Here is a 12,319-nt window from a genome sequence, read left to right as displayed (position 1 = left end):
TCACGTGTCGATCTCGATCGGAAACCGCATCCTGCTCGGCTTCGCCGTCATTACGGCAATCCTGGTCGCGCTCGGACTCTATGCCACCAGCCAGATCGGCACCGTTCGCGAAACGATCGACAGGATCGTTTCACGTGATCTGATGGTGCTGCGCCAGCTCGACGACCTCGGCAACCGGGCGCGCGACCTCGGCGTCCAGCGCCGCAACGCCGTGATCGCCGTGCTGATGCGCGAGCGCGGACGCAGCGTGAAGGACGAGGACTACTACGCTATCTGGCGGCGCACGGCCGCTGCCACCGACACGCTCTTCGCCGACCTCACGCGCATGTCCGGCGAGTTCCGGACCCAATCGATCTCGTCGGACCGCGCCGCCTCCTGGGAGCGCCTGAGCGGCGCGCTCAGGGACACGCTCCAGACCTACACCGTCTACCGCGACCGCAGCGACACGCAGCTCAAGGCCGTGACCGCCGCGGATTTCGACGCAGTCGAGACCATGAATGCCGAGGTCAGCCGCCTGTACGAGGCGACGGTCTCCGGCATCGACCAGACGCGTTCGGCGCTGGACGAGAGTATCGCGGCAGGCCAGCGCGGCGCCACCGGAACCTACGAGCGCAGCCGCCTCTCGATCATCCTGACGCTGATCGGCGCAGTGGCGCTCAGCCTGCTCGTCGCCTGGGCGATCACCCGCGCCGTCGTACGTCCGATCGAGGAGGTGATGACGTTCGTCGCGCGGATCGGAACGGGCGACCTCACCGTCCGCACGGCGGCCACCGGCAACGACGAGATCGGCCGGCTCGGCACCACCCTGAATGCGATGGTCGACAACCTCGCCGACCTCGCCCGCACCAACCGCTCGTCCACGGCCGACCTCAACGCCGCCGCCGCGCAGATCCGGGCCTCGGCCCAGGAGCAGGCGGCGAGCGTCGAGGAGCAGTTCGCCGCCGTCCAACAGACCGCGGCGACGGTGGACGAGATCACCCATTCCGGCGCGCAGATCTCGAAGCGCGCCAGCGACGTGATCGCCACCGCCCAGGCCTCCGCCCAGAACGCCAAGGCAGGGCTACGTGCCGCATCGGACACGGCCAAGGCCATGGATGCGATCCGCGAGCAGGGCGAGGCGGTGGCCGGCAACATCGTTGCCTTGAGCGAGAAGACCCAGGCGATCGGCGAGATCATCACCACGGTGAACGACGTCTCGGAGCGCACGCACCTGCTCTCGCTCAACGCCGCCATCGAGGCGGCGGCGGCCGGAGAGAGCGGCCGCAGCTTCGCGATCGTCGCCGCCGAGATGAAGCTCCTGGCCGATCAGGCCAAGGGCGCCACCGTGCAGGTCCGCTCGCTGCTGTCCGAGATCCAGCGCGGCATCAATTCGTCGGTGATGCTCACGGAAGAGGCGGTCAAGCGCGCCGCCGCCGGCAAGCTCCGGACCGACGCCACCGTGCGCACCATCGAGGAGATGGCCGCGCGGGTGGAGGAGAGCGTCCAGACCTTCCAGCAGATCGTCGCCTCGACGAACCAGCAGCAGCTCGGCATCGAGCAGGTGATGGGGGCGCTCCAGAACATCCGGCAGGCCAGCCAGCAGACCGCGGCCGGCACCCGTGAGGTCGAGATGGCCTCGGCCAACCTCACCGAACTGGCGCAGGGCCTGATGACGCTCGCTGAGCGCTACAGGCTCTAGGGACACAGCCGCGCGCCGGGATGGACATCCGCCAGCAGCTTCTCGCCGCCTTCGAGGCCGAGCATCGGGAGCATCTCGACGCGATCCGCTCGGGCCTCGCGGCCGCGGCCGACGGCCGGCCGGCGGACTGGAACGACATCTTTCGCCGTGCCCACAGCCTGAAGGGCGCCTCCCGCGCCGTCGACCTGCCGCCAGTCGAAGCGGTGGCGCATCGCCTGGAAAGCCTGTTCGAGCGGATCAAGGGCGGCGAGCGCAGTCTCGACCGCGACACGCTGGCGGCGATCCATCTCGCGCTGGATCGCATCGAGGCCTTCGTCGCGGAGATGAAGGACGGTGCGCCGGTCATGCCGGCCGATGCACTCTCCGCCCTCGATCGCTGCCTCGCGGGTTCGCCGGCAGAGCCCGCCGTCGTCGAACCGCCGCCACCCGCGGTCGCCGTTTCCCCACCGAGCGCCGAGCTGTCGCTCGAGCCTGCCGCGGACACGGCGCGACAGACCGTGCTGCGGGTACCGGCCGCCGCGGTCGAAGCGCTGACCGGCGCGACGCACGGCCTCGCCAACGCCCTGTCCGACCAGGCCGCCATCGGCGACGGGCTCGCCGGCCTCGCGGCGACCGCCGCCGGCCTACGCAAGCGTGTCGAGGCGATGCGCTCGGAAAGCCGGGCACGCGATCCCGAGCGTGCGCGGGCCGATCTCGGCGAGGTCGAGGCGGCGCTGTCCGCGCTGATGCGCGATGCCCTCGATCTCGGCCGCCGGCACCGCTCCGGTGTGGCTGCCATCGACACGGCCTCGGCCCGGATCCGCGAGGAATCCGAACGGCTGGCATTGGTCCCGGCCGAGACCGCGTTCGGCGGGTTCGCGCGGGCGCTGCGCGAGATGGCACGCGCGGACGGCCGTGAGGTCGACGTCACCGTGCGGGGGCTCGATCTGCCGGTGGACCGGGGGATGCTGCAGGCCCTGCGCGACCCGGTACTGCATGTCCTGAGGAACGCCCTCGGTCACGGAGCCGAGCCGCCGGAGACCCGCCAACGCGCCGGCAAGCCGGCGGCGCTGGCGATCTTGTTCGAGGTCGAGGTGCGCGGCAGCCGCCTAGTGATCGGCGTCCACGATGACGGACGCGGTCCCGACCTCCTTGCGATCGAGACACGCGGGCGTGAGCGCGACCTGCTCGCGCCCGGCGACGAGCCCGATCCCGAGCGCCTGCTCTCTCTCGTCTTCGAACCCGGTTTCTCGACGGCCGCAGGCGTCGATACGCTGTCCGGGCGCGGCATCGGTCTCGCCGTGGTGGCCGAGGCCGCGCGCAGCATGCAGGGCAGCGTGCGGCTCTTGCCCCGCACGCCGCACGGCGCCTCGCTCATCATGAACCTGCCGCTCTCGGCCGCGCGGCGGCCGTTGCTGCTGGTCAAGGTTGGGGACGCCACCTTCGCGCTGCCGAGCGCTTCGGCCGAGGCGCTGCTGCGGCTCGCCCCCGGCGACCTCGATACGGTGGCGGGCCGGCCCGTCGCCCGTGTCCGCGTGCGCGAGGGCGGCTCCGATAGCGCGCTCACGCTGCCTGTCGCCAAGCTCGGCGATCTGATCGGCGCGTCCGCCCCGGAGGACGACGCAGAACCCTCCGCCCACGTGATCCTGCTTAGGTCGGGCGGCCGCCGCTGCCTGCTGCGCGTCGACGCGCTGCAGGACGTACGCACGCTGCTCGTCCTGCCCGCACCCGCGATCGGCGCGGATCCGGGCCTGATCGTCGGCACGGTCGTTCTCGGCAGCGAGACGCCGGTGCTGGTGCTCGATCCCGATGGTCTGATCGCCAGGGCCGAGACGCCCGCGTTGCGACCGCGGGCATTCGGTCCGAAAGCATACCCTGCCGGCCACGGAACGATGCCGGAGGCGCGACGTTCGACGATTCTGGTCGTGGACGACTCCATCACCACCCGCACCCTGGAGAAGAGCATCTTGGAAGCGGCCGGGTACCGCGTCGTCGTCTGCGTCGACGGGCAGGATGCGCTCGATCGGCTCCGCGCCGAGATCGAGCCCGTCGATCTCGTCCTGGCTGATGTCGAGATGCCGCGCCTCGACGGTTTCGGGCTCGTGAAGGCCCTGCGCGCCGAGACAGCCTTCGCGACGCTGCCCGTGATCCTGATGACCTCCCGAGGGGCGTCGGAGGATGTCGCACGCGGCCTCGAGCTCGGGGCGGATGCCTATCTCACCAAGCAGAGGTTCGATCAGCGCGAACTCTTGGACACCATCGGTCAACTGCTGTGAGTGACGGTGTGGCTGCCAGCGCCCGCGTGCGCGTGATGCTCGTCGAGGATTCCCTCGTCGTGCGCACTCTCCTCACCCACATCGTCGCGCGCGATCCGCGCCTGGAACTCGTCGGCGCCGTCGCCTCCGGCGAGGAAGCGCTCGCCGCGATCGACACGGTGCGGCCCGACGTCATCTCCATGGACATCCGGCTGCCGGGCATCGACGGCCTGGAGACCACGCGCCGGATCATGGCGGAACGCCCGACGCCGATCGTTGTCGTGGCCGATTCGGTCGAGGATTCCTCGCTCAGGATCTCGATGAACGCGTTGCGCGCCGGGGCCCTCTCCGTGGTCGAGAAGCCGGTGGCCACCACCAATGCCGGCTACGAGGCCGTGGCCGGCCAGATCTGCACGCAGTTGCGCATCATGGCCGCGGTGCCGGTGATCCGGCGCCGTCCGATCGGAACGGAATGGACCTCCCGCGGTGCCGGCGGCCCCTTGCGCGGAACCGTCCTGCCCGCAACCGATGCGCGGCCGAGCGTGCTCGCCATCGCGGCGTCCACCGGCGGCCCGCCGGCGCTGGCCAAGGTCATCGGCGCGCTCCCCGAAAACTTCCCGCTGCCGGTGCTGCTCGTCCAGCATATGGGCGCGGCCTTCATGGAAGGCTTCGCCGCTTGGCTCGACGGAGTCGTGGGTCTGCCGGTGGCGATCGCCAGGGAGGGGGACCGGATCATGCCGTCCCGCGTCTACGTCGCCCCCGGAGACCGGCACCTCGAACTCGGCCCCGGCCGCACGCTGCGGATCAGCGACGCCGCTCCGGTCGGCGGCCAGAGGCCGGCGGCGACGGTGCTGTTTCGCTCGGTCGCGCGCCAGGCCGGCGCGCGCGGGCTCGGCGTGCTGCTCACAGGCATGGGCGAGGATGGCGCGCTCGGCCTCCTCGACATGCACCGCGCCGGGGCCGCGACCGTTGCCGAGCACGAGAGCACGGCGGTGGTCTACGGCATGCCGGCGGCCGCCGTGCGCCTGTCGGCGGCGGGCAGCGTGCTGCCTCTCGACCACGTCGCCGGCCATATCCAGCGTCTCGCCCAGCAATCCGAGGGGGCCACGTGAGCGGGGCCGAGAACCGGGTGGACCAGGCGCCCCGCCTCCTCCTCGTCGAGGATTCCGAGACGCAGGCACTCGAACTGCGCCTGCTGCTCGAAGCCCAGGGTTTTGCCGTCGAGCGCTGCGCGACGGCCGAGGCCGCCCTCGACCGGCTCAACGAAGGTCTGCCCGACCTCGTCGTCGCCGACTACCACCTGCCCGGCATGAACGGCGACGAGTTCACCCGGCAGATGCGTCTGTCGCTGCGCACGCGCGCGCTGCCGGTGCTGATGCTGACCGGCGCGCAGGACGGCGAGCGCCAGGGGCTCGAGAGCGGCGCCGACGCCTACATCGCCAAGTCCGCCGACCGCGATCTGCTCGTGCTGCGCATCCGCGCTCTCCTGCGCGAGCGCAAGGGCGTCCATGCGGAGGCCGCCGGCGGCTCGGCCTTCCGGCGCGGGCGCATCCTCGTCATCGACGGCAGCGCCACCTACCGCACCTTCTTCGCCGGTTTGCTCAGCCAGGACGGCCATGCCGTCGAGACCGCCGCGAGCCGCGAGGCGGCGCTCGCCGCCCTCGACGCGCCCGACGCTGCGGTCGATTGCGTGACCGTCGACCTGATGGGCTATTCCTATGACGGGCTCGATCTCTGCCGCGAGATCGCCGCACGCCGCAGCGCAGGCTCCGATGCCGAGGGCGGACAAGCCTTCCATCTGGTCTGCGTGGCCGGCAGCGCGCCGGACAAGGCGCTCCTCGTCGCGGCATTCTCGGCCGGGGCCGACGACGTCGTCGCCAAGACCGACGGCGAGGTGCTGGCCATGCGCGTGCGCGGCCTCGTGCGCCGCCGTCTCCTGGAAGAGGACAACCTGCGCGTTGCCGGCGCGTTCGGCGCGCGCGAGCGAGCCCTGGAACGCGCCCGCGCCGAGGCCGAGGCGGCGGAGGCCCGCGCCGCCCTGGCCGACGCCCTGGAGCAGGCCAACCAGGATCTCGCGGATGCCAACCGCCGCCTCACCGACGCCCAGGCCAAACTCGTCCAGGCCGCCAAGATGGCCTCGCTCGGCGAACTCGTCGCCGGCATCGCTCACGAGATCAACAATCCGCTCGCTTTCATCCTCGCTCATCAGGGCACCGTCGAGCGGGTGCTCGGCGACATCCCCGAGCCCGAGGGCGATCCCGGCCGGCGTGCCCTGACCAAGGCCCGCGACCGGGTCGGTTCGATGCGGATCGGGCTGACCCGTATCCAGGACCTCGTCCTGAACCTGCGGAAGTTCTCGCGGCTCGACGAGGGCGAGCGGGCGTTGGTCGACGTGCCCGAGGCGATTGAGACGGTGCTCGCGCTGCTGCAGCACAAGCTCGGCGGCCGGGTCGCGGTGGTGCGTGATTTTCGCGGGCGGGAGCAGATGCACTGCACTCCGGCGCTACTCAATCAGGTCGTGATGAACATCGTCGGCAACGCGGCCGATGCGATCACCGGCGAGGGCACCATCACCATCGCGACCCTGGCCGAGCCCGATGCGGACGTGATCCGGATCAGCGATTCCGGCCCCGGCATTCCCGAAGCGTTGCGCGAGCGGATCTTCGAGCCCTTCTTCACGACGAAGCCCGTGGGCTCCGGCACCGGGCTCGGCCTCGCGATTGCGTACAGTGTCGTACAGGCGCATAGCGGCTCGCTCAGTGTGGAGGCGGCAGAGGGAGGCGGAGCCTGTTTCGTGATCGTCATCCCACGGCAGGCGGAGCCGGCATGAGCCACAGGGGCACGATCCTGGCCGTCGACGACGAGCCGGACATCCTGATCGCCATCGAGGACCTGTTCGAGGACGAGTACCGGGTCCTGACCAGCTCCAAGCCGGCTGAGGCGTTGGCGCTTCTGCGTGACGAGCCCGACGTCTCCGTCATCGTCTCCGACCAGCGCATGCCGGGGATGAACGGCGATGCGCTGTTGGCTGAAGCCCGCGCCTTCCACGATGCGCAGGCGATCCTGCTCACGGGCTATGCCGACATCTCGGCCGTGATCGCCGCGCTGAACAAGGGCGGCATCATCGGCTACGTGACGAAGCCCTGGGATCCGACGCTGCTGCGCACCACCGTGCGCAATGCCTACGAGCGCCACCGCCTCGCGCGCGACCTCGCGACGGAACGGGCGTTGCTGCACGGGCTTCTCAGCCATTCCGACGACGCGATCTCCTTCAAGGATTCCGCCGGCCGTCTCGTGCGCCTCAACGTCCGCAAGGCGACACAGCTTGGCCAGGAGCCGGCCGCCTGCCTCGGGCGGCCGGAGCGCGATTTTCGCGACGAGGCCAGCGCCAGCGCGATCGAGCAGGCCGATGCTGCGGCCATGGCCGCTGCCGTGCCGAACGAGATCATCCTCTCCCAGGGTCCGCTCGGTGCAGAGCGTTGGTCGAACATCGCCCGCGTGCCGATTCGCGGGGCCTCGGGCGCGATCGAGCACCTCGCCACGATCGAGCGGGACATCACCGAGCAGAAGGTGCTCGAGGCGCGTCTGCGCCAGTCGGACAAGATGCAGGCGCTCGGCACGCTGGCCGGCGGCATCGCCCACGACTTCAACAACTTGCTCACCGCCATCCTCGGCAGCCTCGAACTCGCCGGCCCCAAGATCGCCGACCAGCCGCGGGTGAAGCGACTCATCGACAATGCCACCGGTGCCGCGCAGCGCGGCTCGGCCCTGACCAAGCGCCTGCTCAGCTTCAGCCGCTCCGGCGACCTGCGCCTGCGCAGCGTCAACGTGAATGCGCTGATAGAAGGCATGAGCGACCTGTTCGGGCGCAGTCTCGGCGGCCTCGTGAGCGTCAAGACGGCTCTCGACCCCGCCTTGCCGCAAGCCTGCGTCGACCCGGACCAGCTCGAACTCGCGATCCTCAATCTCTGCATCAATGCCCGCGACGCGATGCCCGAAGGCGGCACCATCACGCTTACGACGCGCTCGGCCGTGCTCGGCGGAGATGCCGACCTCGCCGACGGCGACTATGCCGTCCTGACCGTCGCCGACGAAGGCACGGGTATTCCGCCGGAGCTGCTGGAGCGGGTTTGCGAGCCGTTCTTCACCACCAAGGCCGTGGGACAGGGCACCGGGCTCGGCCTCGCCATGGTCTTCGGTCTCGCGCAGCAGGCCAAGGGACGGCTGCGCATCACCAGCGAAGTCGGCACCGGCACACAGGTCGAACTCGCCCTGCCCCGCGCGGACGTGGCTGCCCTCGGCGCAGTAACGCCGGAGGCCGAAGCCCCTCCGGCGCCGGCGGCGAGCCCGGCCCGGATCCTGGTCGTCGACGACGACGAGGAGGTCCGGCACGTCACCGCCTCCTTCCTCAACGATTTCGGCTACACCGAGTCTGAGGCCTCCGACGGGGCCTCGGCGCTGGCGATGATGGAGCGCACGGCGTTCGATCTCGTCGTGGCCGATCTCGCCATGCCCGGGATGAACGGGATCGAACTCGCGGCGGAGGTGCGCCAGCGCTTCGCCGAGGTGCCGGTGCTGATTCTCACCGGACACGCAGAGGCCATGGCGATCCCCGAGGATCTGCCGGTACTGGCCAAGCCCTTCGAGTCGGCCGAACTGGCGCGCTGCGTCTCGTCGCTGTTATCCGCCTGACGGACATGAAAAAGGCGGCCACGAGGGCCGCCTTTTCCGAAAGACCGTATGCGCGAGGGGCTCAGGCCGCCTCGGACTCGCCGCCCTGCACCGGGCCTGAATCCTTGCCGCGGGCACTCACGTCGCGATCGACGAATTCGATGACGGCGAGCGGAGCGTTGTCGCCCTTGCGGAAGCCGGCCTTCATGATCCGGCAATAGCCGCCCGGACGGGTGGTGTAGCGCGGGCCGAGCACCGTGAAGAGCTTCTTGACCTGATCGGCGTCGCGAATCTGGCCCATGGCCAGACGGCGCGTGTGCACGCTGTCGATGCGGCCGAGCGAGATCAGCTTCTCCATGACCGGACGAAGATCCTTCGCCTTCGGCAGGGTGGTGATGATCTGCTCGTGCTTGATCAGCGCGGCAGTCATGTTCGCGAACATCGCCTTGCGGTGCTCGGTGGTGCGGTTGAAGCGGCGACCGCGAAAACCGTGACGCATGATGGCATTCCTTGTCTGATCGGCCGCCGTGCCACGGTACGGCCGAGCGCCTCGGGCGTGAGGCGATTGCTTAGCTCCGCTTGACCCCGCGGCGGGATTCTCTTGCGACTTCGACCCGGCGGTTCGGTGCCGGGTCGAAAAGACCAAACTGCCAGCACCGATGCGCGCCGCCAGATCCAGCCCGAGGCGGATTCGCCTGCGCCTCAGTAGTGCTCTTCGAAGCGCTTCGCGAGATCTTCGATGTTCTCCGGCGGCCAGCCGGGGATGTCCATGCCGAGATGCAGGCCCATGCCCGCGAGCACTTCCTTGATCTCGTTGAGCGACTTACGGCCGAAGTTCGGGGTGCGCAGCATCTCGCCCTCCGACTTCTGGATGAGGTCGCCGATGTAGACGATGTTGTCGTTCTTCAGGCAGTTCGCCGAACGAACCGACAGCTCGAGCTCGTCGACCTTCTTGAGCAGCGCCGGGTTGAAGGGGAGCTGCGGCGCGAGCGGCGCGGCCTCTTCCTTGCGGGGCTCCTCGAAGTTCACGAAGATCTGCAGCTGGTCCTGGATGATGCGCGCGGCGTAGGCCAGCGAATCTTCCGGCGAGATCGCACCGTTGGTCTCGACCGTCATGGTCAACTTGTCCTTGTCGAGATCCTGGCCCTCGCGGGTGGTCTCGACGCGGTAGCTCACCTTGGTCACGGGCGAGAACAGGGCGTCGACCGGGATCAGGCCGATCGGCGCGTCCTCGGGACGGTTGCGCTCGGCCGGGACGTAACCCTTGCCGGTGGCGACGGTGAATTCCATCCGGATCTCGGCGCCGTCGTCCAGCGTGCAGAGCACGAGGTCGGGGTTGAGGATCTGGATGTCGCCGACCACGCCGATATCGCCGGCGGTGACGAGGCCCGGGCCGGTCTTGCGCAGGGTCATGCGCTTCGGCGTATCCGTCTGCGAGCGGATGGCGATCGTCTTGATGTTCAGGACGATGTCGGTGACGTCCTCGCGGACGCCCGGGATCGACGAGAATTCATGCAGCACGCCGTCGATCTGGACCGAGGTCACCGCAGCGCCCTGGAGCGACGAGAGCAGCACCCGACGCAGCGAGTTGCCGAGCGTCGTACCGAAGCCGCGCTCGAGCGGCTCGGCGACGACGGTGGCGACCCGCTTCGGATCGTCGCCGGCCGCGACCTGCAGCTTGTTCGGCTTGATGAGCTCTTGCCAGTTCTTCTGAATGACCACGATCCTACCTCTCGTCGAACGCGCACGGCCGGCGTCCCGATCCGTACTTCGGCCGACCCATGCGCGCCCCCGCGCCTGAGCCAGTCCCTGAAGTTGTTACTGCCCTGACACCCAGAGCTCCGGCACGAAGCGGTAGGCACCGTCCTCGCGCACCACGTAACCGATAGCCGGAAACTCGAGATGCGAGCCGGAGATCAGCGTACGTTCGTCGGCTACTTGCGCCAGAATCCGCTTGCGCGTCTCCCGCGCCCGATCGCCGTCCACATCGAAACCCATGCCCGCCTCGGGATTGGCGAACTGGATCGCCGGCAGGTGGACGATATCGGTCCACATCAGAAGCGACCGTTCGCCCGACGTGATCCGGAAACCCGTATGGCCCGGCGTGTGGCCGGGCAGTGGAACTGCCGTGATGCCCAGCGCGATCTCGCCGCCGCGATGTTCGCGGACGCGGCCCTCGTAGGCCGACACGACCTTGCGGGCGTTCTCGAAATACGCCTTGGCGCCGTCCGGTGCCGCAGCCAGCGCCGCGTCGGGCAGCCAGTGGGCCGCCTCGTCGGCATGGAGCACGAGCTCGGCGTTCGGAAAACGGGCCTTGCCGTCATCCCCCAGCAAACCGCCGACATGGTCGGGGTGCAGGTGGCTGACGAGCACCGTCTCGATTTCCTCCGGCGAGATGCCCGTGGTGGCGAGAGCCGCCGGGACGCGACCGAGGGTGTCGGTCGGCGCGAAACCGCCGTAGCCCGCATCGATCAGGAGCGGCTTGCGGCCCGCGCCCGTGATCAGGAAGGCGTTCAGCGTGATCCGCGGTCTTGAAGGCCGAAAACCGGCCTCCTGCAGGCGGATCGCCTCTTCCGCAGAGATCCCCGCGACGAGGTTCTCGGCCGCATCCTGAAACCAGCCGTCATTGAGCACGGTGACCGTGAGGTCGCCGAGATTCCAACGCAACACGCCAGGGAGCGGCTTCGCACCGTCCGACACGGGTATCTCCTTCTGCCTCGTACCGATCAGACGCGACGGCGCTTCCGCGGGCGGCAGCCGTTATGCGGGATCGAGGTCACGTCGCGGATCGAGGTGACGGTGAAGCCGGCAGCCTGCAGCGCGCGAAGTGCGGATTCACGACCCGAGCCGGGGCCGGAGACCTCGACTTCGAGGGTGCGCATGCCATGCTCGGAGGCCTTGCGGGCAGCGTCCTCGGCGGCGACCTGCGCGGCGTACGGCGTTGACTTGCGCGAGCCCTTGAAGCCCATCGCGCCCGACGAGGACCACGAGATCGTGTTGCCCTGCGCATCGGTGATCGTGATCATCGTGTTGTTGAACGAGGCGCTGACATGCGCGACGCCCGAGACGATGTTCTTGCGTTCGCGCCGGCGGACGCGGGTCGGTTCCTTGGCCATCTGTGTTCTCTACCTGTCCTTCAAGCGCACCCGTAATTCCAGGTGCTCGGGATTCTTTTGGGAGTTGGCGGCGTGTCCGTGGAGCGCTCGCCAGCGAAGCCGATGCCCATAGCGGAACACCCGGCTCGACGTTCAGGAGGCCGAGCGAAGCACGGCCTCCCAATCGCGATAGATTACTTCTTCTTGCCGGCGATGGGCTTGGACTTGCCCTTGCGGGTACGCGCATTGGTGTGGGTGCGCTGTCCGCGGACGGGCAGGTTGCGGCGATGGCGCAGACCGCGGTAGCAGCCGAGGTCCATCAGACGCTTGATGTTCATCGAGACGTCGCGGCGCAGGTCACCCTCGACCATGTAGTCGCGGTCGATCGTCTCACGGATCTGGAGAACCTCGGCGTCGGTCAGCTCGTTGACGCGGCGCTCGGCCGGGATGCCGACCTTCTCGGTGATCTCGCCGGCGTTCTTGGCACCGATGCCGTGGATGTACTGAAGCGCGATGACAACGCGCTTGTTGGTCGGGATGTTAACGCCGGCAATACGAGCCAAGGGTCTTCTCCATGGTCGGCGCGGGCAATGCCCGGCCTGATGAACATGCACGCGTCCGGTGGAGGCCGGCCCTTGCGT

Annotated in this window: 10 protein-coding genes; 5 read left to right on the top strand and 5 right to left on the bottom strand. The window is 69.3% G+C overall.

Annotation, left to right across the window (positions count from 1 at the left end; all coding sequences use genetic code 11):
- Window positions 1–4: 4 nt before the first annotated feature.
- Genes MFF07_RS04925 through MFF07_RS04905 form a run of 5 tightly spaced genes read left to right on the top strand, consistent with a single transcriptional unit; the run spans window position 5 to window position 8,604 of the window.
- Complete coding sequence (locus MFF07_RS04925; protein WP_238230848.1) at window positions 5–1,678, top strand: methyl-accepting chemotaxis protein; 1,674 nt, start codon at window positions 5–7, stop codon at window positions 1,676–1,678.
- A gap of 20 nt (window positions 1,679–1,698) precedes the next feature.
- Window positions 1,699–3,933 (top strand): hybrid sensor histidine kinase/response regulator, encoded by a 2,235-nt coding sequence (locus MFF07_RS04920; protein WP_147818276.1) that lies wholly within the window; start codon window positions 1,699–1,701, stop codon window positions 3,931–3,933.
- Between the two features lie 35 nt (window positions 3,934–3,968).
- Entirely contained in the window at window positions 3,969–5,024 is a 1,056-nt protein-coding gene (gene cheB / locus MFF07_RS04915; protein WP_147818281.1) for a chemotaxis-specific protein-glutamate methyltransferase CheB, read from the top strand.
- The gene (locus MFF07_RS04910; protein WP_187272605.1) at window positions 5,021–6,742 is read left to right on the top strand and encodes a response regulator; all 1,722 of its coding nucleotides are present in this window, start codon (window positions 5,021–5,023) and stop codon (window positions 6,740–6,742) included. The genes cheB and MFF07_RS04910 overlap by 4 nt, the downstream gene beginning before the upstream one ends.
- Complete coding sequence (locus MFF07_RS04905) at window positions 6,739–8,604, top strand: response regulator (RefSeq protein ID WP_147818274.1); 1,866 nt, start codon at window positions 6,739–6,741, stop codon at window positions 8,602–8,604. Before MFF07_RS04910 ends, MFF07_RS04905 begins: the two co-directional genes overlap by 4 nt.
- 61 nt (window positions 8,605–8,665) lie before the next feature.
- Here the strand turns inward: MFF07_RS04905 and rplQ are convergent, their stop codons facing one another.
- The 5 genes from rplQ to rpsM form a co-directional block, all read right to left on the bottom strand.
- Window positions 8,666–9,082, bottom strand: coding sequence for a 50S ribosomal protein L17 (rplQ, locus tag MFF07_RS04900; protein ID WP_147818273.1), 417 nt, complete (start codon window positions 9,080–9,082; stop codon window positions 8,666–8,668).
- Window positions 9,083–9,285: 203 nt separating this feature from the next.
- Entirely contained in the window at window positions 9,286–10,305 is a 1,020-nt protein-coding gene (locus tag MFF07_RS04895) for a DNA-directed RNA polymerase subunit alpha (RefSeq protein ID WP_147818272.1), read from the bottom strand.
- A 96-nt stretch (window positions 10,306–10,401) separates the two neighbouring features.
- The gene (locus tag MFF07_RS04890; protein WP_238230845.1) at window positions 10,402–11,283 is read right to left on the bottom strand and encodes an MBL fold metallo-hydrolase; all 882 of its coding nucleotides are present in this window, start codon (window positions 11,281–11,283) and stop codon (window positions 10,402–10,404) included.
- A gap of 26 nt (window positions 11,284–11,309) precedes the next feature.
- Complete coding sequence (gene rpsK, locus MFF07_RS04885; protein WP_147818270.1) at window positions 11,310–11,699, bottom strand: 30S ribosomal protein S11; 390 nt, start codon at window positions 11,697–11,699, stop codon at window positions 11,310–11,312.
- Window positions 11,700–11,872: 173 nt separating this feature from the next.
- The gene (rpsM, locus tag MFF07_RS04880) at window positions 11,873–12,241 is read right to left on the bottom strand and encodes a 30S ribosomal protein S13 (RefSeq protein WP_147082367.1); all 369 of its coding nucleotides are present in this window, start codon (window positions 12,239–12,241) and stop codon (window positions 11,873–11,875) included.
- Window positions 12,242–12,319: the final 78 nt, after the last annotated feature.

Source organism: Methylobacterium thuringiense (assembly GCF_022179645.1).
In the GTDB taxonomy this organism is placed as follows: Bacteria; Pseudomonadota; Alphaproteobacteria; order Rhizobiales; family Beijerinckiaceae; genus Methylobacterium; species Methylobacterium thuringiense.
This window is presented reverse-complemented; position numbering and strand designations above follow the sequence as displayed.

Coding starts and splice junctions, on each gene's coding strand:
- rpsK (WP_147818270.1), bottom strand. CDS start 11,699: ATGGCCAAGGAACCGACCCGCGTCCGCCGGCGCGAACGCAAGAACATC.
- cheB (WP_147818281.1), top strand. CDS start 3,969: ATGCTCGTCGAGGATTCCCTCGTCGTGCGCACTCTCCTCACCCACATC.
- MFF07_RS04920 (WP_147818276.1), top strand. CDS start 1,699: ATGGACATCCGCCAGCAGCTTCTCGCCGCCTTCGAGGCCGAGCATCGG.
- rplQ (WP_147818273.1), bottom strand. CDS start 9,082: ATGCGTCACGGTTTTCGCGGTCGCCGCTTCAACCGCACCACCGAGCAC.
- MFF07_RS04905 (WP_147818274.1), top strand. CDS start 6,739: ATGAGCCACAGGGGCACGATCCTGGCCGTCGACGACGAGCCGGACATC.